Source organism: Micromonospora trifolii, from assembly GCF_022229005.1.
In the GTDB taxonomy this organism is placed as follows: Bacteria; Actinomycetota; Actinomycetes; order Mycobacteriales; family Micromonosporaceae; genus Micromonospora; species Micromonospora trifolii.
Window position 1 is genome coordinate 59,454 of the sequence record NZ_JAKKFD010000066.1, and the last position, 24,369, is coordinate 83,822.

24 protein-coding genes are annotated in these 24,369 nt (G+C 71.5%); 15 read left to right on the plus strand and 9 right to left on the minus strand.

The genetic code is table 11. The features are described 5' to 3' along the window. The first annotated feature begins 43 nt into the window (after window positions 1-43). Together NIE79_RS31015 and NIE79_RS31020 are read left to right on the plus strand one after the other, a co-directional pair. Window positions 44-1,207: an acyl-CoA dehydrogenase family protein gene (locus tag NIE79_RS31015; RefSeq protein WP_238681946.1), complete on the plus strand. Its 1,164-nt coding sequence runs from the start codon at window positions 44-46 to the stop codon at window positions 1,205-1,207. A gap of 99 nt (window positions 1,208-1,306) precedes the next feature. After that, a complete protein-coding gene (locus NIE79_RS31020) occupies window positions 1,307-2,170 on the plus strand; it encodes a DUF4230 domain-containing protein (RefSeq protein WP_238681947.1) in 864 nt (287 codons plus the stop codon). 181 nt (window positions 2,171-2,351) lie between these two features. On the opposite strand, the gene NIE79_RS31025 is transcribed toward NIE79_RS31020, so the two are convergent. Further along, entirely contained in the window at window positions 2,352-2,561 is a 210-nt protein-coding gene (locus tag NIE79_RS31025; protein WP_238681948.1) for a PspC domain-containing protein, read from the minus strand. A 360-nt stretch (window positions 2,562-2,921) separates the two neighbouring features. On the opposite strand from NIE79_RS31025, the gene NIE79_RS31030 reads away from it, so the two are divergent. From NIE79_RS31030 to NIE79_RS31075, 10 genes are all read left to right on the plus strand, one after another. Further along, window positions 2,922-4,292, plus strand: a complete 1,371-nt coding sequence (locus NIE79_RS31030) for an L-serine ammonia-lyase (RefSeq protein ID WP_238681949.1) — start codon at window positions 2,922-2,924, stop codon at window positions 4,290-4,292. 71 nt (window positions 4,293-4,363) lie between these two features. After that, window positions 4,364-5,191 (plus strand): ABC transporter permease, encoded by an 828-nt coding sequence (locus NIE79_RS31035; RefSeq protein ID WP_238681950.1) that lies wholly within the window; start codon window positions 4,364-4,366, stop codon window positions 5,189-5,191. Window position 5,192: 1 nt separating this feature from the next. Beyond that, a complete protein-coding gene (locus tag NIE79_RS31040) occupies window positions 5,193-5,939 on the plus strand; it encodes an ABC transporter ATP-binding protein (RefSeq protein ID WP_238681951.1) in 747 nt (248 codons plus the stop codon). Continuing rightward, window positions 5,936-7,996, plus strand: coding sequence for a DUF5941 domain-containing protein (locus tag NIE79_RS31045; protein WP_372471915.1), 2,061 nt, complete (start codon window positions 5,936-5,938; stop codon window positions 7,994-7,996). The genes NIE79_RS31040 and NIE79_RS31045 overlap by 4 nt, the downstream gene beginning before the upstream one ends. A 14-nt stretch (window positions 7,997-8,010) precedes the next feature. After that, window positions 8,011-10,221 (plus strand): bifunctional glycosyltransferase/CDP-glycerol:glycerophosphate glycerophosphotransferase, encoded by a 2,211-nt coding sequence (locus NIE79_RS31050; RefSeq protein WP_238681952.1) that lies wholly within the window; start codon window positions 8,011-8,013, stop codon window positions 10,219-10,221. Window positions 10,222-10,345: 124 nt separating this feature from the next. Further along, complete coding sequence (locus tag NIE79_RS31055) at window positions 10,346-11,644, plus strand: ABC transporter ATP-binding protein (protein ID WP_238681953.1); 1,299 nt, start codon at window positions 10,346-10,348, stop codon at window positions 11,642-11,644. A gap of 93 nt (window positions 11,645-11,737) precedes the next feature. Then, the gene (locus NIE79_RS31060; protein ID WP_238681954.1) at window positions 11,738-12,748 is read left to right on the plus strand and encodes a hypothetical protein; all 1,011 of its coding nucleotides are present in this window, start codon (window positions 11,738-11,740) and stop codon (window positions 12,746-12,748) included. 62 nt (window positions 12,749-12,810) lie between these two features. Next, a complete protein-coding gene (locus NIE79_RS31065; RefSeq protein WP_238681955.1) occupies window positions 12,811-13,275 on the plus strand; it encodes a DUF4442 domain-containing protein in 465 nt (154 codons plus the stop codon). A gap of 59 nt (window positions 13,276-13,334) precedes the next feature. Beyond that, window positions 13,335-14,138: an HAD family hydrolase gene (locus NIE79_RS31070; protein ID WP_238681956.1), complete on the plus strand. Its 804-nt coding sequence runs from the start codon at window positions 13,335-13,337 to the stop codon at window positions 14,136-14,138. After that, window positions 14,135-16,507: a glycoside hydrolase family 65 protein gene (locus tag NIE79_RS31075; protein WP_238681957.1), complete on the plus strand. Its 2,373-nt coding sequence runs from the start codon at window positions 14,135-14,137 to the stop codon at window positions 16,505-16,507. Before NIE79_RS31070 ends, NIE79_RS31075 begins: the two co-directional genes overlap by 4 nt. Before the next feature lie 45 nt (window positions 16,508-16,552). Here NIE79_RS31075 and NIE79_RS31080 read toward each other — a convergent pair whose 3' ends face one another. Continuing rightward, window positions 16,553-16,747, minus strand: coding sequence for a hypothetical protein (locus tag NIE79_RS31080; RefSeq protein WP_091395197.1), 195 nt, complete (start codon window positions 16,745-16,747; stop codon window positions 16,553-16,555). A 189-nt stretch (window positions 16,748-16,936) separates the two neighbouring features. Here NIE79_RS31080 and NIE79_RS31085 point away from each other — a divergent pair, with 189 nt between their 5' ends. Then, on the plus strand, window positions 16,937-17,587 hold the full coding sequence (locus NIE79_RS31085) for a dienelactone hydrolase family protein (protein WP_238681958.1): 651 nt from the start codon (window positions 16,937-16,939) through the stop codon (window positions 17,585-17,587). Here the strand turns inward: NIE79_RS31085 and NIE79_RS31090 are convergent, their stop codons facing one another. Next, window positions 17,588-18,688, minus strand: coding sequence for an AI-2E family transporter (locus NIE79_RS31090; protein ID WP_238681959.1), 1,101 nt, complete (start codon window positions 18,686-18,688; stop codon window positions 17,588-17,590). It lies immediately after the preceding gene. A 213-nt stretch (window positions 18,689-18,901) separates the two neighbouring features. Between NIE79_RS31090 and NIE79_RS31095 the strand changes: the two genes are divergently transcribed. Beyond that, complete coding sequence (locus tag NIE79_RS31095; protein WP_231393380.1) at window positions 18,902-19,072, plus strand: antitoxin; 171 nt, start codon at window positions 18,902-18,904, stop codon at window positions 19,070-19,072. A 72-nt stretch (window positions 19,073-19,144) separates the two neighbouring features. Here NIE79_RS31095 and NIE79_RS31100 read toward each other — a convergent pair whose 3' ends face one another. Then, window positions 19,145-19,744, minus strand: coding sequence for a hemerythrin domain-containing protein (locus NIE79_RS31100; RefSeq protein WP_238681960.1), 600 nt, complete (start codon window positions 19,742-19,744; stop codon window positions 19,145-19,147). A gap of 84 nt (window positions 19,745-19,828) precedes the next feature. On the opposite strand from NIE79_RS31100, the gene NIE79_RS31105 reads away from it, so the two are divergent. Continuing rightward, the gene (locus NIE79_RS31105) at window positions 19,829-21,232 is read left to right on the plus strand and encodes an FUSC family protein (protein ID WP_238681961.1); all 1,404 of its coding nucleotides are present in this window, start codon (window positions 19,829-19,831) and stop codon (window positions 21,230-21,232) included. Between the two features lie 10 nt (window positions 21,233-21,242). Here NIE79_RS31105 and NIE79_RS31110 read toward each other — a convergent pair whose 3' ends face one another. The 5 genes from NIE79_RS31110 to NIE79_RS31130 form a co-directional block, all read right to left on the minus strand. Then, window positions 21,243-21,887, minus strand: coding sequence for a C39 family peptidase (locus tag NIE79_RS31110; protein ID WP_238681962.1), 645 nt, complete (start codon window positions 21,885-21,887; stop codon window positions 21,243-21,245). Window positions 21,888-22,111: 224 nt separating this feature from the next. Further along, window positions 22,112-22,519: a pyridoxamine 5'-phosphate oxidase family protein gene (locus tag NIE79_RS31115; protein ID WP_238681963.1), complete on the minus strand. Its 408-nt coding sequence runs from the start codon at window positions 22,517-22,519 to the stop codon at window positions 22,112-22,114. A gap of 31 nt (window positions 22,520-22,550) precedes the next feature. Beyond that, complete coding sequence (locus tag NIE79_RS31120; RefSeq protein WP_091395179.1) at window positions 22,551-22,892, minus strand: YkvA family protein; 342 nt, start codon at window positions 22,890-22,892, stop codon at window positions 22,551-22,553. Between the two features lie 33 nt (window positions 22,893-22,925). After that, window positions 22,926-23,744, minus strand: coding sequence for a hypothetical protein (locus NIE79_RS31125; protein ID WP_238681964.1), 819 nt, complete (start codon window positions 23,742-23,744; stop codon window positions 22,926-22,928). A 158-nt stretch (window positions 23,745-23,902) separates the two neighbouring features. Continuing rightward, on the minus strand, window positions 23,903-24,223 hold the full coding sequence (locus tag NIE79_RS31130) for a hypothetical protein (RefSeq protein WP_238681965.1): 321 nt from the start codon (window positions 24,221-24,223) through the stop codon (window positions 23,903-23,905). Window positions 24,224-24,369: the final 146 nt, after the last annotated feature.

A 24,369-nucleotide genomic window follows, 5' to 3' on the forward strand; every position in this document is an offset into this window, starting at 1 on the left:
GAGCCCTTCTTTCGTGCGCTGAACCTTCGTTAGGGTGGCGTCCATGACCGCTGCGCTGGACCTGCTCGACCTGGACCCGTCGCTCAGCGAGGAGGAGCGGCAGATCCGCGACGTCGTCCGCCAACTCGTCGACGACCGGGTGCGCCCGCACGTCGCCGACTGGTACGAGGACGGCCGGGTGCCGGCCCGCGAGCTGGCCCGCGAGTTCGGCAAGCTCGGCCTGCTCGGCATGCACCTGACCGGCTACGGCTGCGCCGGCGCCTCCGCTGTCGCCTACGGGCTGGCCTGCCAGGAGTTGGAAGCCGGTGACTCCGGCCTCCGCTCCCTGGTCTCCGTGCAGGGATCGCTCGCCATGTACGCCATCTGGCGCTACGGCAGCGAGGAGCAGAAGCAACGCTGGCTGCCGTCGATGGCCACCGGTGAGGCCATCGGCTGCTTCGGCCTGACCGAGCCGGACCACGGCTCGGACCCCGCCTCGATGGCCACCCGGGCCCGCCGCGACGGCGACGACTGGGTGCTCACCGGCGGGAAGATGTGGATCACCAACGCCCCGATCGCGGACGTCGCGGTGATCTGGGCCCGCACCGACGAGGGCGTACGGGGTTTCGCCGTACCCATGGACACGCCCGGCGTCACGGCCCGGGAGATCCGCCGCAAGATGTCGCTGCGCGCGTCGGTGACCGGCGAGATCGTGCTCGACGACGTCCGGCTCCCGGCCGACGCCCAACTGCCCGAGGCGGCCGGGCTCAAGGCGCCGCTGAGCTGCCTCACCGAGGCCCGCTACGGCATCGTCTGGGGCGCGCTCGGCGCGGCCCGCGACTGCCTGGAGACCACCCTGGCGTACGCGACCACCCGCACCCAGTTCGGTCGCCCACTGGCCGGCTTCCAGCTCACCCAGGCGAAGCTCGCCGACATGGCCGTCGAATTGGTGAAGGGGCAACTGCTCGCGCTGCACCTGGGCCGGCTCGCCGACGCCCGGCGGCTGCGGCCCGAGCAGGTCAGCGTGGGCAAGCTGAACAACGTGCGGGAGGCGCTGGCCATCGCCCGGCAGTGCCGCACCATCCTCGGCGCAAACGGTGTCTCCGGTGAGTACCCGGTGATGCGGCACGCCAACAACCTGGAGAGCGTGCTGACCTACGAGGGCACCTCCGAGATCCACCAACTGGTCATCGGGCAGCGGCTGACCGGGCTCTCCGCGTTCGCCTGACCTGCCCGTTTGTCGCTTCCTGGCGCTCGCCGCGCGACTGTCGTATCGGGGCCGTACCGTCATTGACAGACGACGTGTCTGACGAGGACGGTGAGGGTGATGGCCCGCGACGCTGGCAGCAACGAGCCCACGAGAGAGTTCCCCGGTTATCCGACCGGTGACGATCTCAAGGCGCGGTCGAGCGCGACACCCGAGTGGAGCACTGACACGCCGGGTGACCCCGGCGGGCCTGGTGGTCCCGCTGGTCCTGGCGGGCCTGGTGGCCCCGGCGGGCCGGGTGGCCCGACGAGCGGTGGCGAAGGCCCCGGTGGTGGCGGTGGTGGTGGGGCGGCCCGTGGTCTGCTCCTGCTGCTCGGCGCCGCCGCGCTGGCCGTGGTCGTGCTGCTCGGCATCCAGGCGACCGGCATCCTGCCGGAGTTCCGCAACCCGTTCGCCAAGGAGCAGACCGACCGCAGTCAGCCACCGCTGCTGAAGTCGATCCAGGACCTCAGCCGTTACGTGGCCGCGGAAGGCAACTTCCAGGTGGTGGTCGACACGCAGAACGACCGGCGCAACGTTCCGGACTTCCTGCTCAACGAGCGCACCCTGTTCGTCGGGGCCGGCAGCGTCGAGGCGTACGTCGACTTCACCAAGATCGCTGAGGGCGCCATCGTCCAGTCCGCCGACGGCAAGTCCGTCGAGATCAAGCTGCCCGCGCCGCAGCTCGGCGAGACGAACCTCGACATGGAGAAGAGCTACGTCTTCGCCGAGCAGCGCGGTCTGCTCAACCGACTCGGTGACCTGGTCGGCAACGACCCCAACCGGCAGCAGCAGGTCTACAAGCTCGCCGAGGACCGGATCACCGCCGCCGCCCGGGACAGCGGGCTCTCCGCCCGAGCCGAGGAAAACACGCGCAAGATGCTGGAGGGGCTGCTCCGCTCCCTCGGTTACCAGCAGGTCACTGTCACCTACGTGGCTCCCTGACCTGACCCTCCGTACGCCGAAGCGCCCGCACCGACTCTCGTCGGAGCGGGCGCTTCCGTGTGGTGCCCTCGGTCCCGTGCCGGCAGCTTCGTGGTGGCGGGCCGAGCAATCTTGGACAGTTTCCGTTAGCTGCTAACGGAAACTGTCCAAGATCTGCGATTACGTCAGGTGCGCGGGCGGGTCAGCGGCCGGTGGAGGCGAGGTAGCGGTCCTCGTTCGGCATCAGCACCCAGAGGACCAGGTAGACGATCACCTGCGTGCCGGGCAGCAGCAGCGACAGCAGGAACAGCAGTCGGACCATTCCGGCCGACATGCCGAACCGCCGTCCGAGGCCGGCGCAGACACCGGCGATCATGCGCCCCTCGCGGGGCCGGACCAGTTTGCGACTCATCGTCGTACTCCCACTCTGCGGCGGTGCGCCGCGTCTGCAATCCACGGTAGAAAGGGATGACCACCTCGCCCTCGGTCCCGAGGAGGAGCGGTGACCCGTGGACCCGTAGGTGCTTTACCCGGGCAGCCCCCCGCTGACGCCTCCCGAACCGCCCGGCCGCGCGGGTGGGAGACGGTGGTCGGGTGTTCACGTCCCGGCCCGGGTGGGCGGTGAGCTGGGCGGGTAGGCTGGCTGATCGGCCTTCCACACCCCGGAGGGCCGGCACCCCATACCCCGGACGGTCACGAGCGGGCCCGCCAGACCGGCGGTCACGACCCGGCCGGGTCCCGTACGCCGGGACGACGGCGAGGAAGCGCAGCCATGATCAGTGTTTTCGACCTCTTCAGCGTCGGTATCGGGCCGTCCAGCTCGCACACGGTGGGGCCGATGCGGGCCGCGCGTACGTTCGTCGGTGGGCTGAAGGCCGACGGGCTGCTCAGCGACACGGCGCGGGTGCAGGCCGAGCTGTTCGGCTCGCTGGGTGCCACCGGGCACGGCCACGGCAGCGGTCCGGCGGTGCTGCTCGGGTTGGCCGGCGAGTCGCCGGAGACTGTCGATACTGACACCGTCGGTCCTCGGGTCGAGCGGATCCGGGCCGAGCGGCGGATCAACATCCTGGCCGCGCACGAGATCGACTTTGACCCGGATCGGGACCTGACGCTGCACCGCCGCCGGTCGTTGCCGTACCACCCGAACGGGATGACCTTCGTGGCGTACGACGGGGCCGGCGCAGAACTGCGGAGCCGCACCTACTACTCCGTCGGTGGCGGTTTCGTGGTGGACGAGGCAGCGGCGGGAGCGGACCGGATCAAGCCGGACAACACGGCGGTGCGGTACCCCTTCCTGACCGGGGCGCAGCTGCTCGACGTCACCACCTCCACCGGCCTGTCGATCAGCGAGGTCATGCTGGCCAACGAGCGTTCCTGGCGCAGCGAGGCGGACATCCGGGCCGGTCTGCTGGAGATCTGGCGGGTGATGCAGGAGTGCGTGCAGCGCGGCTGCGAGCGGGACGGCGTACTTCCTGGGGGGTTGAAGGTTCGGCGGCGCGCGGCGGAGCTGCGGCGCGGCCTGGAGGCGGAGGCCGGGTCGGTCGACCCGCTGCACGTGATGGACTGGGTGACGCTGTTCGCGCTCGCTGTCAACGAGGAGAACGCCGCGGGCGGCCGGGTGGTCACCGCGCCGACAAACGGCGCGGCCGGGATCATTCCGGCGGTGCTGCACTACTACACCCGGTTCGTTCCGGACGCCGATGACGAGGGTGTGGTGCGGTTCCTGCTGACGGCAGGGGCGATCGGTGTGCTGTTCAAGGAGAACGCGTCGATCTCGGGCGCCGAGGTGGGCTGCCAGGGTGAGGTCGGTTCGGCGTGCTCGATGGCGGCGGCGGGGTTGGCCGAGGCGCTCGGTGGCACCCCGGAGCAGGTGGAGAACGCTGCCGAGATCGGGATGGAGCACAACCTCGGGTTGACCTGTGACCCGGTGGGTGGCCTGGTGCAGATCCCCTGCATCGAGCGGAACGCGGTGGCTAGCATCAAGGCGATCACGGCCGCCCGGCTGGCGCTGCGCGGCGACGGGGTGCACAAGGTGTCGCTGGACAAGGTCATCAAGACCATGCGGGAGACGGGCGCCGACATGAAGGTCAAGTACAAGGAGACGGCGCGTGGCGGTTTGGCCGTCAACGTGATCGAGTGCTGAGTCCGGTCGATTCGGGGCAATCGTTCACCGACTGCTAACCTGTCGTCCGTTTCAGGAGGCGGGAGGCTGCGGTGACCTCTGGCGTCGCGGCGTTGTGGTCGCACCGCAACTCGCTGCGCATCCTGGTCAGGCGGGATCTGGCGGTCAAGTACCAGCAGTCGGTGCTGGGCTACTTCTGGTCGTTGATCGAGCCGCTCGGCATGGGCGCCATCTACTGGTTCGTCTTCGGGGTGCTCTACTCCCGGGACACCGGTCGGCACCTCGGTGAGGCCGCCGAGTCGTACCCGTTGTTCCTGATCACCGGAATCTTCGCCTGGATGTGGACCAGTTCGGCGCTGAGCGAGGCGACGAACGCGCTGACCGGCCAGTCCCGGCTGATCACCACGATGAACGTGCCGCGTCAGGTCTTTCCGATCGGCCGGGTCACCGGCCGGTTCGCCGAGTACGCGGCCGGCCTGCCGATCCTGATTGCCATCGCGGTGATCTACGCGGTGCACGGTCGGATCCACCCCGGCTGGTCGCTGCTCTCCCTGCCGCTGGCGGTGGCCGTTCAGGCCGTCCTGTTGACCGGGCTCGCCCTGCTGCTCTCCGCGTGGAACGTGCTGATGCGCGACGTGGAACGGTTGATGCGGTTGATCATCCGGGTGCTCTTCTATGCCACGCCGATCATCTATCCGCTCAGCCTGGTCCGGGAGTCGGGGCTGCCCGGTTGGTTGAAGGTGGTGTACGAGCTGAACCCGCTGGTCGGGATCTTCCAGCTGCACCACGCGATCTGGTACCCGGACGAGTTCCCGGACGCCCGGCTGCTCGCCACCACGATCGTCGGCAGTGTGCTGGTGCTGGCTGCCGGTTGGTGGTCGTTCCGCCGGTTGGAGCCCGCCGTGCTCAAGGAGCTCTGACGTGGCCGCGCCGATCATCGAGGCGGACGGCCTGGGCATCCGGTTCGTCCGCAACCGTCGCCGCCAGCTTCGGCTGCGGGAGTTGTTCATCCACCGGGGCGGCCGTGGCGCGTTGCCCGGCCAGTTCTGGCCGCTGCGGGACGTGTCGTTCACCGTGCAGCCCGGTGAGACCGTCGGAGTGATCGGGCGCAACGGCACCGGCAAGAGCACACTGCTGCGGCTGATCGCCGGGGTGCTCATACCGGATGAGGGCGGCATCCGGGTGCACGGCGCCGTGGCGCCGTTGCTGGAGTTGTCCGCCGGTTTCTCCAACGACCTGACCGGGCGGGAGAACCTGCACCTGGTCGGTGGGCTGCACGGACTGTCGACGGGCTACCTGAAGCGGCACTTCGACGAGATCGTCGAGTTCGCCGGTGAGCAGGTGGAACGGGCCATCGACACGTCGGTGCGGCACTACTCGTCGGGGATGAAGGTGCGGCTGGGCTTCGCGATCATCTCGCACCTGCCGCACCCGATCCTGCTGATGGACGAGGTGACCGCGGTCGGGGACGCGGAGTTCCGCAAGAAGTGTTACGCGACGATTGATCGTCTGCTCGGGGAGGGGCGCACGCTCGTGCTGGTGTCACACAACGAAAAGGACCTGACCCGGTTCTGCCGTCGGGGGTTGTACCTCGACGCGGGCCGGTTGACGCTCGACGGCACCATCGCCGAGGCGCTCGACGCGTACCACGCCGCGGTCCCGCGGTGACGCTCGCGATCGTGCTCGCCGCCGGGACGCCCGCGGCGGGCCTGACCACCGCGACCGGTGAGCCGTTGGCGGACCGGCTGGCCGCCCAGTTGCGCCTGGCCGGGGCGGACGAGGTGCGCTTCGCCGCCACCCTCGACGAGCTGACCGACCTGGTCGCCACCGCGACCGCCCCGGTGCTGATCACCGGCACGGACCTGGTCGCGCACACCGCCGTCCTGCGGCACCTGGCCACCAGCCCGGTGGGACCCACTGTGGCGCTGGTGCTCGGCGACCCGCCGATCCCCGGTCGGACGGCAGTGCGGGAGGAGCGCGGGCAGGTGGTCGACGCCGGCGCGTTGGACTCCCTCGACGGCACCGCCACCGGCGTGTTCGGCGGTGCGCTGCGGGTCGGCGTGGACGATCTGCCGACCCTCGCGGCCGCCGCCCGGGCCGCCGCGTCGGGGATGCTCCCCGTCGCCGCCCCGATCGGCCCGGCCGGCGACGTGGCGCCGCTGCCGGCGACCCGCGGGGCCGGGCCCGGGAGGTCGGTCGCTGCCGGCGGCCCTGGATCCGCCGTGGACCGGCTCTTCGCGGGTCTCGCGGCGCTCGGCACCCTGATCTTCGCCCAGCGGGTACGCCTGCTCGTCGCCCACCGGGTCGAGGACCAGACCGGGCTGACCGCTGCCGAGGCGGCGGTGACGGCAGTCGACGAGGACCGGGCCGAGCTGCGGCTGTCGGTGAAGGAGAAGGACGACTTCTTCTCCACCTACTTCGTCAGCACCTGGTCGCCGTACGTGGTCCGGCTCTCGGCCCGGCTCCGGCTCACCCCGACCGGGGTGACGGTGATCTCGGTGCTCTTCGCGCTGGGCGCTGCGGTGCTGTTCGGGGTCGGCGGGCGGCCCGCGTTGGTCGGTGGCGCGGTGCTGCTCTACCTGGGCTTCGTGCTGGACTGCGTGGATGGCCAGCTGGCCCGCTACACCCGGCACTTCAGCGCCTGGGGTGGCTGGCTGGACACGATGGCGGACCGGGCCAAGGAGTACCTGGTCTACGCCGGGCTGGGTTTCGGGGTGAGTCACGCCGGGCTGGGCAACGGGTGGGCGCTGGCGATCGCCGCTATGACGTTGCAGACCGTCCGGCACATGACCGACACCTGGTACGGGGTGCTGCACGACGAGGCGGCCCGCCGCCCGCGTACGGCGACGAACGCCAGCGGCGGGATCGGCGACCGGCTCAACGCGGCGTCGACCCGGGTGCAGGCGGACACCGGCTCGGTGTCGTACTGGCTGAAGCGGACAGTGGTCTTCCCGATCGGTGAGCGCTGGGCGTTGATCGCGCTGACGGTGGCGCTGTTCAACCCGCTGGTCAGCCTGATCGCCGTGCTGGTCTGGGGGGTGCTGGCGTTCGCGTACACCGGGGCGCTGCGGACGCTGCGGGCCCGCTGGATGTGGGTGCCGGTGCTGGACACCGTCGATGCCACACTGCACCGCGACGACGGGCCGTTGGCCCGCTGGTTGCCGGTGGTCCGTCCGATGGGGCCGCTGACCCTGGCGGTGATCGCCGCGCTCGGCCCGGCGGCGCTGCTGGTCGGGGCGCTGCTGGCTGGCGAGCCCGAGGGGCTGCGCTGGGCGGTGCCGGTGGCGCTGCTGGTGCTGCTGGTCGGTGGCCTGGGCGCCGGGGCGGCGCACAACGGTCCGCTGGACTGGCTGGTGCCCGCCGCGCTGCGGGCCGCCGAGTACCTGTTCGCCATCGCGGTCGGGGTGGTCGGTGCGGTGCCCGGCTGGCTGATCTTCGGGTACGTCTTCGTGCTCACCGTGCACCACTACGACCTGACCGCCCGGCTGGAGAAGCGGCAGACGGCACCGCCGCTGCACGCGGCGACGCTGGGCTGGGAGGGGCGCTCGGTGCTGCTGGCCCTCGCAGCGATCGCCGGTATTGTGGGTATCGGACTGGCTACACTCGGTGCGTACCTTCTCGTGGTTTTCGTGGTGAGCGTCGTCCTGGCCTGGTTCGTGCGACCGGCCCGTAGCGCGCGGGCGTCGGTGGCGCCGGCGGGCGCTGGAGGTGCCGCGCCGCGCTGACGGAGGGCGGCCGGATGACCCTGATCAGCTTCGTGGTGCCGGCCTTCCGGGTGCAGGGATACCTGCGGGAGTGCCTGGACTCCATCCTCGGTCAGCCGGAGACCGACATCGAGGTGATCGCCGTCGACGACTGCTCGCCGGACGCCAGCGGCGACATCATCGACGAGTACGCGGCCCGCGACCGGCGGGTCCAGTCGGTCCGGCTGCCGGAGAACGTCGGCCTCGGTCCGGCCCGCAACATCGGGCTGGACCGGGCCCTCGGCGAGTACGTGTGGTTCCTCGACGGCGACGACTGGCTGGCTCCGGAGTGCCTGACCGAGGTCGCCGAGCGCCTGCGGGTCACCCGTCCGGACGTCCTGCTGGTCGACCATGTCCGCACCCACTGGAACGACACCGCCACCCGCAGCGCGATGGCCGAGGTGTTTCCGGAGTCGCCGGGCCCGGGCACCTTCCGGCTGCGGGACCGGCCGCAGGCGATGCACCTGCTGCACACCGCGTGGAACCGGCTGGTCCGTCGGGAGTTCCTCGCCGATTTGGGGCTGCGCTTCGCGCCCGGCTGGTACGAGGACGTCTCGTTCAGCTACCCGGTGCTGATGGCCGCGCACCGGATCGGCGTACTGGATCGGGTCTGCGTCAACTACCGCCAACGCCGTGCCGGCGCGATCACTCGGACCCGGGGTGACCGGCACTTCGAGGTCTTTCCGCAGTGGCACCGGGTCTTCCACCTGATGGATTCGTGGGGGTCGGCGACGGAGGCCCTGCGGCCGGCGGTCTTCGAACGGATGATCTGGCACTACCTGACAGTGCTCGGCAACGGTCAGCGGATCGCGCCGGAGCTGCGGGAGGCGTTCTTCGCGCAGATCACCGCCGACTACGAGCGCTGGCTGCCGCCCGGCGGCTATCCGGTGCCGGACGGGGTCGAGGGGATCAAGCACAAGCTTGTCGCCTCGGGTCGGTGGCGCACCTTCAGCGCGTTGCGGGCCGCCAGCCGGGCCCGCGACGCCGCCCGTCGGCACACCCGCACCGCCCGGCGCACTGTCGGCCCGGCCGCCCGGCGCGGTGCCCGGCTGACCCGCGACGGGCTGTTGCGCGAGTACTACCGGGCCGAGATGCGGCGGCCGGTCGACCCGACGCTCGCTGTTTACGCGGCGTACTGGTACCGGGGTTACTCCTGCAACCCGGCCGCCATCTACGAGGTCGCCCGCCGGTTGGCGCCGGGGGTGCGCGGGGTGTGGGTGGTGCGACGGGACCGGGTGGACACCGTGCCGGCCGGGGTGGAGTACGTGGTGGCCGGCACGCCGGCGTACTACCGGGTGCTCGCCCGCGCCCGATGGTTGGTCAACAACGTCAACTTTCCGGACTTCGTCCGCAAGCGACCGGAACAGGTGCACGTGCAGACCCACCACGGCACGCCGGTCAAGGTGATGGGGCTGGATCAGCAGCGCTACCCGATCGGCGCGGGCCGGATGGACTTCGCCGGGCTGCTGCGCCGGGTGGACCGCTGGGACTACAGCGTCAGCGCCAACAGCTTCTCCACCCAGATGTGGGACCGGGCGTACCCGGCCACGTACACCACGCTGGAGGTGGGGTACCCGCGCAACGACCGCCTGGTCACCGCCGGCCCGGACGAGGTGCGCCGACTCCGCGCGGAGTTCGGCCTCGACCCCGACGAGCAGGTCGTCCTGTACGCCCCGACGCACCGCGAGCACCTGCCCGGCCACCGGCCGCCGTTCGACCCGGACCGGTTCGTCCAGGCGCTGGGTGACTCGGGCCGGTTGTTGATGCGCAGCCACTACTTCCACGACCGTGATCGACGTCCTGGCCAGCCGAAGGACTGGGAGCGGGTCCGTGACGTCAGCGGCCATCAGCGGGTGGAGGATCTCTATCTGGTGGCGGACGTGCTGGTCACCGACTACTCGTCGGCCATGTTCGACTATGCAGTTCTGGACCGGCCGATCGTGCTCTACACCCCGGACTGGGAGGCGTACCGACTGGCCCGGGGGGTCTACTTCGACGTCACCGCCGAACCGCCGGGCGCGGTAGCCTCCACTTTCGCCGACCTGCTCGACCTGTTCCGTACCGACGGGGTGCGCTCGGACGCGGCGGTGAAGGCCCGCGAGCATTTCCGGGCCCGGTTCTGCACGTTGGACGACGGGCGGGCGGCGGAGCGGGTGGTGCGGCAGGTGTTCCTCGGTGAGCCGGGCGAGCGGTCCACGCGCTGCTGATCGCCGCTTCTGTCGTGTAATGGCAGTGTCATCGATCGAACATGAGACGTTTACCCGATGTCACAAACCCATGATCCTGGTCACAGTCTTGTGGGGTTCGGCCGACGCGCTGAGGGGGAAGACGGTGAGCACCGTCACGCTCAAGGATGTGACCAAGGTTTTCCGGGATGGCACGCTGGCCGTCGACAGCGTCAATCTCGATGTGAACGACGGCGAGTTCATGGTGCTGCTTGGGCCGTCCGGGTGCGGCAAGTCGACAGTGCTGCGAATGATCGCCGGGTTGGAGGAACCGACCACCGGAGCGGTCATGCTCGACGGGGAGTTGGCGAACGACCTCCCCCCACGGGACCGCAAGATCGCCATGGTCTTCCAGGACTTCGCCCTCTACCCGCACATGACCGTCGGCGACAACATCGCCTTTCCGCTGCGGCTCGCCGGGGTCGAGCCCGAGCCGCGGGGCGAGCGGGTCAGCGACGTGGCGAGCGCGCTGGGCATCGGTGACGTGCTCGCCCGCAAGCCGGGTCAGCTCTCCGGCGGGCAACGGCAGCGGGTGGCCATGGGCCGCGCGATCGTCCGCCGGCCGGGCCTGTTCCTGATGGACGAGCCGCTGTCCAACCTGGACAGCGGCCTGCGGGCCGAGTTGCGCGCGGAGATCTCCGGCCTGACCCGCGAGCTGGGCGTCACCACCGTCTACGTCACGCACGACCAGGCCGAGGCGCTCACCATGGCCGACCGGGTGGCCATCATGCGCCGCGGCGTGCTCCAGGACGTGGGCACACCGACCCAGGTGTACGGCCGACCGGCGACGCTCTACGTGGCGGCGTTCCTGGGCAGCCCACGGATGAACCTGCTGGAGGCGTCGGTCTACGTCCATCTCGACCGGTACGTCACGCTCAACCTCGGCGACCAGTCGCTCTACCTGCCCTGGAACGACATCCGCAGTCGGGCGGTGGCGCACTACCACGGTGAGCGGATCGTGGTCGGCATGCGGGCCGAGGCGCTCACCCCTGTCGCACCGGACAGCCCCGGCGACGTGCTGCGCGGGCGGATCCGTTACCTGGAGCATCACGGACACGAGTCATTGGCGTTCCTCGACATCGGCGCGACAGCGATCGTGGTCGACGAGATGGGCGCGCCGCAGGAGACGCCGCCGGTCGGCCAGCGCGGCCTGCGCCGGTTCGGCTCGGTGATGCAGCGGCTCACCGGCAAGCCGGTGGACCCGCAGGAGGCCCCGGCCAGTGGCGTCCAGACCAGCGTGCTCCCCGACCCGGGCCGGCACCACCGGCGCCCGGCGGAGCTGGCGGTGCGGCTGGCGCCGTACCCGGCGGTCAGCGCCGGCCACCCGCTCGCCGTCTCGGTACGGATGGACGCCCTGCACTTCTTCGACGAGCGCGGCGACCGGATCGACGTGGGTTGGCGCTGACGACGTCCCCGGGCGGGGTGGCGGGCCCACTATCCGGTGCCCTACCGTCTCCCCACCAGTCCACTGTGAAACACCACCGAGAGGGGTGCACCCGTGTCGGGTGACCGTCCCAGCCCGCTCGTCATCGAGCGCATCCTGCGGGATCGCGGGAGCATCTGGCAGCAGATCGTTGCCGAGCGTGACCTCAACGCCCTGACCGGGCGGATGCTGGCCAGCTCCGCCATCGCGTTGGCCTGCTACGGGGCGGTGCTGGGCTTCTTCCACAGCCCGCTGATGGCGCTGACCTCGGCGGTGAAGCTGCCACTGCTGTTCCTGGTCACGCTGGCCATCTGCCTGCCCACGCTCTACCTGTTCAACCTGGTCTTCGGTGCTCGGCTCTCGGTGCGGCAGTCGTTGGCGCTGGTGATGGTGGCGATCACTGTCACCTCGATGCTCGCTGTGGCGTTCGCGCCGATCAGCCTCTTCTTCCTGATCACCGCCAACGACTACGGGTTCTTCAAGCTGCTCAACGTGGCGATCCTGACCCTGTCGGCGCTGGTCGGGTTGCGCTTCCTGACCAGCGGCATGCAGGTGCTCAACGACCACGGCCTGCTCGCGCCGGAGGCCGCCAAGGCCACTGTCGACGAGAAGGCCAGCGCCCCGGCGCCGGTCCAGGCCGTGCCGGCCGCGGTGCCCGTCGGGGCGACGCCGGCCGCCGCGCCGGTCGCCGGTCAGAGCGCCGAGCCGGTCGCCGTGCCGGCCGGGGCCGCGGTGGCCGAGTCGACTCCGAACGGTGCCGTGACCACCGCGCCTGCTCCGACCCAGGTGCCGGCGCAGTGGCCCGGGCAACCCGCCGGTGCCTCGTTCCCGCCCGGCATGCTGCCGCCCGGCTACGTGGCGCAACGCCCGTGGGACGGCCGTTCGGCCCGACGCGGCGAGCCGACGCAACGGCCGGCAAGCATGACCCTGCTCTACATCTGGATCCTGCTCTTCGGCTTCGTCGGCACCCAGCTGGCCTGGACGCTGCGGCCGTTCTTCGGCGACCCCGGCCAGGACTTCGCCTTCTTCCGCAGCATCGACGGCAACTTCTACGCGGAGATCCTGCGCACCATCGCCAACCTCTGACCGTGCGCCGACGGCAGGAGTCGCTGGTTGCCGGCCTGGTTACCGGTTAGTAACGTCAGGCCATGACTATCGACTCCCGCCAGGTGGCGGCCGGCATGCTGGAAGCGGTGCCGTTCGCTCGTACGCTCGGCATCGAGTTCGTCGAGGTGGCACCCGAGGCGGAGGGCGGCGTACGGGCGGTCGTCCGGCTGCCCGACTCGTCGGCCACCCACAACCACATCGGCGGGCCGCACGCCGGCGCCATGTTCACCCTCGGCGAGACGGCCTCCGGCGCGGTCGTGCTGGCTGCCTTCGGGCAGCTGCTCGACCGGGCCGTGCCGTTGGCCGTCCGGGCCGAGATCGCCTACCGGAAACTCGCCATGGGTCCGGTTCTGGCGACCGCGCGGCTCGGCCGGCCGGCGGCCGAGGTGACCGAGGAACTCGCCGCCGGTCGGCGCCCGGAATTCCCCGTCGCGGTCCAGATCGCCACCGAGGATGGCAAGCCGACCTCGGAGATGACGGTGATCTGGACGCTGCGGCCGAACTGAAACGCCTCAGGGCTGCCGAAAAGGGTTTGCGAGCCCAGCAGGGTGGATAGATTCGTACCGTGCTGGGCCTACCTGCTCACGTGACCGCCTGTCTCTTCGATCTGGACGGTGTGCTGACGCAGACCGCCCGCGTACACAACGCCGCCTGGACGCAGACGTTCGACGAGTTTCTCCGCCAGCGTGCCACGGCCTCCGGCGTGCCGTTCCAACCGTTCGATCCGGGCCCGGACTACAACCGCTATGTCGACGGCCGCCCCCGGGCCGACGGCGTCCGGTCATTCCTCGCCTCCCGGGGGATCGTGCTGCCCGAGGGCGGCCCGGACGACCCGCCGGAGGCCGAGACCGTCAACGGCCTGGGCAACCGCAAGAACGTCCTGCTGCTGCAACGCCTGCGTACCGCCGGCATCGAGGTCTACCCGGGCTCGGTGCGGTATCTGAAGGCGGCGACCGCCGCCGGGCTCCGCCGAGCCGTGGTCACCGCCAGCGCGAACGGGGCTGAGGTGGTCGCCGCCGCCGGGTTCGAGCCGCTGCTGGAGGCCCGGGTGGACGGGCTGGTCGCTCGTGCGCAGGGGCTGCGCGGCAAACCACACCCCGACACCTTCCTCGCCGGGGCCAGGCTGCTCGGCGTCGACCCGACGCGGGCCGCCGTCTTCGAGGACGCGCTCTCCGGGGTGGCCGCCGGCCGCGCCGGTGGCTTCGGCTACGTGGTCGGCGTCGACCGGGTCGGGCAGGCCGACGAGTTGCTGGCCCACGGCGCCGACATCGTGGTGACGGACCTCGCCGACCTGCTCGACAGCGCGGACCCACCGGCGCCGAACCGCACCGCGACCGACCCGCTCGCCGCCGAACGAGGCTCCGGATGATTCGGGAACGCGCCTATCCGGTAGAGCCGTGGCACGTCCGGGAGACCCGGCTGGACATGGACGTGCTGGCCCAGTCGGAGTCGGTCTTCGCGCTCTCCAACGGGCACGTCGGCCTGCGGGGCAACCTCGACGAGGGCGAACCGCACGGCCTGCCCGGCACCTACCTCAACTCCTTCTACGAACTGCGTCCGTTGCCGTACGCAGAGGCGGGCTACGGCTTCCCCGAGTCCGGGCAGACCATCGTCAACGTCACGAACGGCAAACTGATCCGGCTGCTGGTCGACGACGAACCCCTCGACGTGCGCTACGGCGAGCTGATCGCCCACGAGCGGGTCCTCGACCTGCGCGCCGGCACGCTGCACCGGGAGCTGCACTGGCGCTCGCCCGCCGGCCGGGAGGTCAAGGTCCGCAGCACCCGTCTCGTCTCGTTCACCCAGCGGTCCGTGGCCGCCATCAGCTACGAGGTGGAGGCCGTCGGCGGCCCGCTGCGGCTGATCGTGCAGTCCGAGCTGGTCGCGAACGAGTCGCTGCCCGCGCAGAGCAAGGACCCTCGGGTCGCGGCCGTACTGGAGTCACCGCTCCAGGCCGAGGAGGAACTGACCACCCCCGACGGCGGGCAGTTGATCCACCGCACCAAGGTCTCCGGTCTGCGGGTCGCCGCCGCCATGGAGCACGAGGTGCACGGCCCGGACCACACCACCATCGAGTCCGAGGGATACCAGGACTGGGTGCGTACCACCATCGCCTGCGTGCTCCAGCCCGGCGAGAAACTGCGCGTGATCAAGTATCTGACGTACAGCTGGTCGAGTCGCCGGTCCCTGCCGGCGCTGCGCGACCAGGTCGGCGCGGCACTGGCCGGTGCCCGGCTCGACGGGTGGGACGGGCTGCACCGGGAGCAGCGCAACTACCTCGACGCGTTCTGGGATGCCTCCGACGTGCTGGTCGAGGGCGACCCAGAGGTGCAGCAGGCGGTCCGGTTCGGGCTCTTCCACGTGTTGCAGGCCGGAGCGCGGGCCGAGCAGCGGCCGATCTCCGCGAAGGGGCTGACCGGCCCCGGCTACGACGGTCACGCCTTCTGGGACACCGAGATGTTCGTCCTGCCGGTGCTCACGTACACCCAGCCGAGCGCGGTGCGCAGCGCGTTGCAGTGGCGACACAGCACGCTGGATTCGGCGCGGGAACGCGCCGAGACGCTCAACCTCCGGGGCGCTGCCTTCCCCTGGCGGACGATCGGAGGCCCGGAATCCTCCGGATACTGGCCGGCCGGGACGGCTGCCTTCCACATCGCCGCCGACATCGCCGACGCCGTGCGCCGCTACGTGATGGTCACCGGGGACACCCAGTTCGAACGGGACATCGGGCTGGAACTGCTGGTGGAGACCGCCCGGCTGTGGCGCTCGATCGGCCACCACGACCGGCACGGGCAGTTCCACATCGACGGTGTCACCGGCCCGGACGAGTACACCGCAGTGAAGAACGACAACGTCTACACCAACCTGATGGCGCAGCGGAACCTGCTCGCCGCCGCCGACGTGGTCATGCGCTACCGCGACGAGGCGTTCCACCTCGGGGTCACCGACGAGGAGGCCGCGAGCTGGCGGGACGCCGCCACCTCCATGCACGTCCCGTACGACGAGGAGCTCGAGGTCCATCAGCAGGTGGAGGGCTTCACCCGACTCCAGGAGTGGGACTTCACGCACACCCCGGCGGAGAAGTACCCGTTGCTGCTGCACTACCCGTACTTCGAGCTGTACCGCAAGCAGGTGGTGAAGCAGGCCGACCTGGTCCTCGCCATGCACTGGCGGGGGGACGCCTTCACCCCCGAGGAGAAGGTGCGCAACTTCCTCTACTACGAGCGCCGCACCGTCCGCGACTCGTCGCTGTCGGCCTGCACCCAGTCCGTGCTCGCCGCCGAGGTGGGCCACCCCGAGCTGGCGCACACCTACCTGCGTGAAGCCGCTCTGATGGACCTGCACGACCTCAACGAGAACACCCGCGACGGCGTACACATGGCGTCGTTGGCCGGCGCGTGGCTCGCCCTGGTCAGCGGGCTCGGCGGTCTGCGGGACCACGACGGCGCGCTGTCCTTCGCCCCCCGGCTCTCCAGCCGACTCAGCCGGTTGGAGTTCTCGCTCCAGTGGCGGGGGTTGGCGCTGCGGGTGGATGTCCGGCCGCACCAGACGACGTACTCGCTGCGCCACGGCGGCCCGGACGACGTGGTGGAACTGCGCCACCACGACCAGGTTCTGCGGGTGACCTGCGACGAGCCGGTGACGGTGCCGGTGCCGCCGGCCGAGCCGTCCGGCCCGCCGCCCGAGCAGCCACCGGGCCGGTCTCCGCTGCTGCGGTTGCCCGAACGCGAACAGTGACGGGCGGGGCGGGAGCCTTCCCGCCCCGCCCGCCCGCACCGTAGGTCAGACCGGCTCGCCGGTTGATGGTCGCCCGATCGCGTCCCGGGGCGCCGCCGCCTTCGGGTCGTCGGGCAGCCGGGCCGAAGCGGCCTGGTCCCCGAAATCCTGGTCCCCGACGTCCTGGTTGCGCTCGGCGTCCTGTTCGCGCTGGGTCCGCTCGGTCAGCTGCTGCTGCCGGGAGATCTGCTGCTTGGCCATGACGATCCTCGCGATCCGTCGGGGCGCGGCTGCGCCGACACGGTCTGCGGTCGTTCGTCGCGTACCCGACGCCCCAGCGGGCAAACGCGGCCCGGCGGGGCCCACGGCCCGGGGGTGACGCCGTCGCGGCGTGCGTGCCCGGCGGCGAGCGGGGTACCCGGACCACCGGCGAGCACGCGGAGGTGGGGCATGGACGAGCAGCGCAGCGTGACCATTCCGATCGGGGACGCCCGACTCCCCGCCGATCTGACGCTGCCCGCCCGGCCGGTCGGCGTGGTGCTGTTCGCGCACGGCAGCGGCAGTTCCCGGCACAGCCCGCGCAACGTGGCGGTGGCCCGGACGCTGAACGACAGTGGGCTCGGCACTGTGCTGGCGGACCTGCTCACCCCGGCCGAGGACGAGGTGGACACGCGAACCGCCGAACTGCGCTTCGACATCGGGTTGCTGGCCAGCCGACTGGCCGGGATCGTCGACTGGCTGGCCGTCGAGCGTCCCGCCGGCGACGTGCCGATCGGCCTGTTCGGGGCCAGCACGGGCGCTGCCGCTGCCCTGGTCGCGGCGTCGTCCCGCGCCGATCGGGTGGCCGCCGTGGTCAGCCGGGGCGGTCGGCCGGACCTGGCCGGGAACGCGCTGGCCCAGGTGCGGACCCCGACGTTGCTCCTGGTCGGCGGGCTGGACGAAGAGGTGATCACGCTCAACGAGCGGGCGCTGGCCGAGTTGGGGGAGGTCGGCGAGCTGCGGGTGATCCCCGGTGCCACCCATCTCTTCGAGGAGCCCGGCACGCTTGAGCAGGTCGCCGATCAGGCCGGCACCTGGTTCACCACGTACCTCGGTCGGTGATCAGTCCGCGGGCAGGAGAGCCGAGGCCGAACGGCGCTGTTGGACGGTGTCGATGACGCGCCAGAGGACGGCGGTGATCGGGACGCTGACGAAGGCGCCAGCGATGCCCGCGATCAGCGTGCCCGCGGTGACCGCCACCAGAATCACCGCCGGATGCAGTCGGACCTGACGTTTCATGACCAGCGGCTCCAGCAGGTTGCCCTCGATCTGCTGCACGGCGATCACCGCCGCGAGGGTGAGCAGCGCCGTGGTGGGACCGTTCGCGGCCAGCGCCACCAGCACCGCCACCGCGCCGGCCACAGTCGCCCCGATGATCGGCACGAACCCGCCGAGGAACGTGATCAACGCCAGCGGCAGGGCGAGTGGCACCCGCAGCACCACGAGAGCCAGCCCGATGCCCAGCGCGTCGATCGCGGCGATGAACATGGTGCCCCGGCTGTACGCGCCCAACGTCTGCCAACCGTTCCTGCCGGCCTCGGCCATCACCGGCTGGGTCGGGCCGGAGACCCGGGACAGTACCCAGTGCCACATCGACCGGCCGTCCTTGAGCAGGAAGAAGAGCAGCACCAGAGCCAGCAGCGCGGAGCCGAACACCTCGGTGGCGGTCCGGGCGCCGGCGACCGGGTCCGGAGAGCTGCCACTGAGCCCTTCCCGGGCCTGGTCGACCAGCCGGTCCAGCTGTGCCTCGCTGACCGGAAGGGTGGACGTCACGAAGTCCCGGCTGCGTTCGACCCCCTGCGTCAACTCCTGGCTGAGCTGGTCGAACTGGCTGGCGGTCAGGTTCCACACCAGGGCGCCGACGCCGACCAGGATGCCGAGCAGCAGCAGCACGGTGCAGAGCGCGGCCAGCGCCGCCGGCAGGCGCAACCGGCGCAGCAGCAGCAGGACCGGGTCGAGCAGCGCCGTGAGGAAGATGGTGGCGGCCAGCGCGATGGCCAGCGGTGCCAACAGCACGGCGATCCGGCCGAGCAGGTAGAGCCCCGCGGCGATCACCACCAGGCAGGCGCTCCACAACACCGCGGTCCGGACCAGCCACGGCAGCGCCGCCCAGGTCTGGCGCGGCCCGGGGCCGTCTGTCGGTCCGGGTTCCTCTGCGGCCATGTCGGTCCTCCTCGATGTCGACGAGGTCGGTACCCGGTCGGTCGTGCCCCGACACCCGAATCGCCGGCCGTCGCCCGCGCGGATCGTACGTCGGCCGCCGCGACGTGGGTGGGTGTTCGCGAATCACATCCGGAGCGGCGGCGTTTGCCTGGTCCGGCCGAGGGAACGCGAAGGGGACGGACCGGACTGAGGAGGAACACCGTGGGTGACTTCATGGACAAGGCCAAGGACTTCGCGGACAAGCACGACAAGCAGGTCGACCAGGGTGCGGAGAAGGCCGGCGACATGGCCGACAAGCGCACCGGCGGCAAGTACGGCGACCAGATCGACAAGGGCGTGGACCAGGCCCAGGCGCGTACCGGTGAGGGCGACCAGGTCCGCTGACGCGCCGCGCTCCTCCCGGGCCACCGAAACTGTCGGTGAACCCGGGAGTGCCCGGTCCGGATGGTGTGTGGGTCAGCCCTTGTCGCGTAGCTCGTCCATCGAGGTGGGCCGGCCGCTCAACGCGTCGCGCAACCGGTCGACCAGACCGATGCCGGGGGCGAGCAGCTTGTTGGCCGGCGGGTGCTCCGGGCTCCCCGGATGTGGCCGGGTCGGCCCGATCTTCTTGATCGCCGTGATCCGGGCGGCGATCTCGACCAGCTCCTCCCGGGCCGTCGCCGCGCGCAGCCGGGGAAACAGTTCCTTCTCCTCTTCCGCCACATGGTGTCGGATGGCGCTGGTCAGTTGGGCGAGCAGCTCGTCGAAGCGGGGGTCGGCCGGATCGGCGGACTCCAACTCCTTCATCGTCCGCTCGGCGTCGGAGTGCTCCGCGATCTCCCGGTCGGCGATCTCGTGGCCGTCGGGCAGCACCTCGCGGGCGATCGGATAGACGTACGCCTCCTCGGCCACCGAGTGGCGGACGAGTTCGGCGATCACCACGTCGGCGAGGCCTCTACGGTGCTCGGGGGTGCCCTGCCGGGTCGCCAACTCGACGAGGACTGCCTCGATCTCACGATGATCGGAGACCAGGATGTCGACGGCATCGTGTTCGTCGGTGGTCGGTGGATTGGTCATGTCACGGCCCCTTACCGGTTGCGGATCGGTGGGAGGTGTGTGGCTCTGGTACCCCGACGGGGCTGCACAAACCCACGGTTGACGATGTGCTCGACGGTGTCGGTGGTGCCGATGGTGGCGGTGGTGCCCAGCCGCAACGATTGCCCTGCCGCCGCCGGGGTAACCGCCGCCATGGCCGACGATCGCCCACCCGCCGACCGCGATCAGTCGCGGTTCGATGAGACCGCCGAGCGGACGGTCCGGCGGGTGCGGCACCGTGGTGGGCAGGCCAGCCGGATCCGGGCCCGGCAGTGGGAGGTCACCCTGGTGATCTCCATCCAGGCCGGGCTGGCCGCGGCGATCGCCGCCCTGCTCGCCAAGAACCTGCTCGGCCCCGGATCGCACGTCTTCGCGCCCGCCGCCGCCGTCGGTACGATCGCCACCGCCATCGGGCAGCGGGCCCGCCGGACCTTCGAGCTGTTGGGCGGCGTGGCCCTGGGCATCATCATCGGGGACACGCTGCGGTTCCTGCTCGGCTCGGGCCCGTGGCAGACCGGCGTGGTGGTCGCGCTGGCCATCGCCGCCGCGTTGCTGGTGGCCGGCAAGGGTGGTCCGCTTGTCGGTCAGGCGGGCGGTACCGCCGTGCTGATCGCCACGCTGGCCCCGATGGAGCGTGGCCTGGAGGTGCCCCGGATCTTCGACGCGCTCGTCGGCGGGGCGGTCGGCCTGGTGGTGGTAGCGCTCCTGTTGCCGATCAACCCGATGCGGGTGCTGGACCGCGCCGCGACACCGATCTTCGCGATCCTCTGCGAGCAACTCGCCGAGCTGGCGCGAGCGCTGCGCGAGCGCGACGGCGCCGGAACCATGGGCGTCCTGGAGCGGCTCCGCAGCACCGAGGACGACCTGGGCCGTCTGCACGACGCGCTCAGCGGCGCCGAGGAGGTGGTGACGATCGCCCCGGTGCGCTGGCACCGCCGGCAGCAGTACCACCGTTACGCGCGCAGCGCGGGTCACCTGGAACGGTTGCTGCTGGACAGCCGTGCCATGGCCCGGTGGTCGAGCACGGCGTTGCAGTACGACGAGCCGATCCCGCCGGAGCTGCCGGACGCGATGGGCCGGTTGGGTCATGCGGTGGCGGAGATGCGGGTGGAGTGCAAGGTCGGTGACGACCCCCGGCGCACCCGTCGGTTGGTCGAGCAGTGCGCCGAGTTGGCCGGGCGGGCCGCCGCGACCGGGGTCAAGTCGTTCGGCGAGTCCCTCGTCACCGGACTGCGTACCGCGGCCAGCGACCTGCTCCGGGCCGCCGGCTCCGAACCGGACGACGCGAACCGGATCGTGCGCCGGGCGGCCGGTGTCGGCGAGCGGGAGATCCACCCGCCGGTCCGGCGACAACTGCACCGGTCCCGACCGACGCGGGCCGCCCGAGCCCGGCGACGCGCCCACCTCGCCGCCCGGGCCCGTAACGACGGTCGGGCCGGCCTCCCCGCACGGGAGAGGCCGGCCCGGTGAACCGTTCGGATCAGGAGGAGTAGCCGCGCTCGGCGATCCAGTTGGCGACCTTCGGCAGGCTCATCCAGTACTCGCCCAACGCCGGGTCGGCCGGGTCGGCGACCCGGATCGTGTCACCACCGTCGCGATAGCCGACGAGGGTCAGGTAGTGCCCGCCCTCGTACGAGTGTGGGTTGCCGTCGGTGTCGACTGTCGTGCCCTTGATGTTGGCCACCACCGGACGGCCGGCGTCCACAGCGGTCAGCACGTCACGGCGCAACTGCTCGACCTGGTCGGGACGGGCCACCGAATCACTGATCTCGGTGGTCCGGTACTTGCCGCCGGTCAGCTCGTTGAGCACCCGCGTGGTGTCCAGGGCCGAGGGGGTACCCGCCTCGGTGGTGCCGAGCAGTCGGGCCACCTCGTCCTGGGAGAGCGCCTTGCCCTGGGCGGACAACGCGATCCGGGTCGCGGCCGGGCCGCAGTAGTAGAAGTTCGGCTGGGCTTGGTAGTCGATGCCGAGGATCCGCTCGGCGTGCCTGTCGTTCTGGCTCGACGAGGCCGGAGCGGCAGGCGTCGGGGCGGCCTGCGCGGCCACCGCCGGGCCGAGGGCGCAGCCGCCGGCGACGAGCAGGCCGACGACGGAAAGACCGCTCTTCTGGACGATCGGGTTCATGGTCGAGTCTCCGTTCGGGGGTTGGCGCCTCCGGCCAGCGGAGGGCGGCAGCACCGGGAATGGCGCTCGGCGCAACACGGGGGCCGACCATCGGTGGTCTCGGCCCTGGGCGTACCGAGGGCGTAACCGCTCTGCTCCACGGAGAATTCCGCCGGCTGCGGGCGCCGGAGTCGCGCAGCATCCCGGCTCCGACCCGAACCGGTCATCGGGGACGAACGGTCAGCTCAGAGGCTGCCCATCAGCCTGGTCACGGTGATTTCAAGGACCACCCGCTCCGGATTCGGGCGCGGTGTCCGATACCGCTCGGCGTACCGCCGCTCCGCCTCCGCCACGGCGGCCGGATCCGACCGCAGCACCGCGCGACCCTCGATGGTCAACCAGCGGCGGCCATCCACGTGACACACCGCCACCGCCGCGCCCGCCGCGCCGGCCGCCGCCACCTGACGGGCCTTGCGGGAGGCGCCGGAGGTGATGACCCGGGCCAGTCCGGCCGCCGGGTCGAGAGTCACACCGACCGGTACGACGTGCGGAGTGCCGTCCGCCCGCAGTGTGGTCAGCGTCGCCAGGTGTCGTTCGGCGCAGAAGGCGACAACCCGCTCATCGTGCACGTCCAACCGATGATCGCCCGCCATGCCCGTCCCCTGTCCGCCGATCCGACCTCGATCATGGCACGCGGCGGCGCACCTGGCCCCGATCCGGCGGGGCGTCCGGCTGACCGGGCAACTGGCGACCCGCCGCCCGACGTTGGTGCACCAGCCGGGTCAGGTAGATCAGGGCGGCGGCCAGGACACCCATGTCGTCCAGGTAGATCGGGTCCGGCAGCACGTCGACCGGGAAGATCGTGTAGATCAGCGCCCCGTAGAAGGCGACCTTGCCGCCCGCGCCGAGCCCGGTCAGCATCCGCCGGGTACGCACCACCCGCACCGCCAGCACCACGGCACCGACGAGTGTGGCGAGCGCCAGGATGCTGGCGATCACCACGAGGACCCACGCCTGTCGGGACATGCCGTCACGCTAGCCCACCCGAGCCCGCGCGGCTCAGAACGCGGGCACCGTCGCACGGCCGCGCGCGGCCACCTTGTTCTCCCGGGTCTGCTCGACGTTCTCCCGGGTCTGCGCGCCCACCGCTCGGCCAACCTCACTCAGCGGCAGCACCGACGCCGACTCGACGACCCGTCGTCCGGTCGCGGCGTACGCCTCCTCGCGCAGACTGCGAGCCGCGGCCACCGCCAACTCCGCCGCCCGCCACGCGGCCTGCTCCCGCTCGCGGGCTGCGGCGTGCCGGGCCGCCAGGTTGTCCCGGATCGCCCGCTGGAGCACCAACTCCTGCTCGACCGGGTGCAGTCGCGGATCCCAGCCGTCGCGGTGTCCGAAGACGTCGCTGAGCTGCTCCACCGACAGCTCCCGCCGCCAGTACGCGTCCAGCGCCGCCCGGTGCAGGTAGCGCTCGCGGTCCGCGTACTCGGCGGGGGTCCGTGCGGTGTGCGGCAGCGGCATCGCGGCCGCCGCGTCGAGCCGTCGTACGCCAGCCTCGGCCCCCTCGTACGCCTGCCAGGCCACCTCGACCGCCTCCTGCGCGGCCTCCCACTCCGCCCGGCGGCGCCGCACTGTTGTGGTCGCCCGCTCCGCGGCCACAGCGACCTCCTGCGCGTAGCGGCTCTGCTCCCGCTCCTCCTGCGCCTGCTCGAGTTGGCTCGGCATGGCGGCGCGGCGGATCCGGGCGCCCGGGTCGAAGCGGAGCCGGCCGGGCCGCAGCAGCAGAGCGGAGACGGAGACGGCGACCACCCCGAGCAGGCTCAGCCAGATGACGGCGGCCCGGGAGAGGTCTGGCAGTACGGCGGAGAGGATGGTTTGCATGATCAGCACCTCGCGGTCGAAGGCGGGTATCGACGGGCGGCAGGGAAGGCGTTGCAGCACCGGTCGGCCCGGTGGCGGGGTCGTCCCGGCGACGGCGAACTCAGGTGCCGTGCGGGAGGATCAGCCGGGAGCGGGCCTCGGGGAGCGCCGGGCCGGGCTCAGCGGGCGGGCGGGCCGCGTCGCGCAGGAGTGCCACGGCCGGGATCGATGGCCGGGATGTGCACCGGGCCCGACGCGGCCGGACCGGTAGCCGTGGCGGTGTCGAGCGTGCCCGCCGGCGGGGTCTCAGCGGGCTGGCCGGCCCGCTCGTTGGCCGGACCGGCGTCGGGGCGGACACTTGCCACCCGGCTGCTCACGGCACTGGGCTGCAGATGCGTGGAGGCGGGCGGCGGGGTCGCTGCGAGAGCGGCGCCGAGGCCGACCGCGAGCACCAGCGCGGTGACCGCCAGGCGGGTCAGGTCCCGCAGTGACCGCAGCACAGCCCACCTTGCTGGGCGGACAGACGCTGCGGACGACACCCGACCAACCTATCGCCCGCCCTGGCCCAGCGCAGCACGGCGATGGACCGCGCGGGCGTGACCGCTACCACCATGCGCACTGTGGACGCCGTTGATCGCGGCCTGGA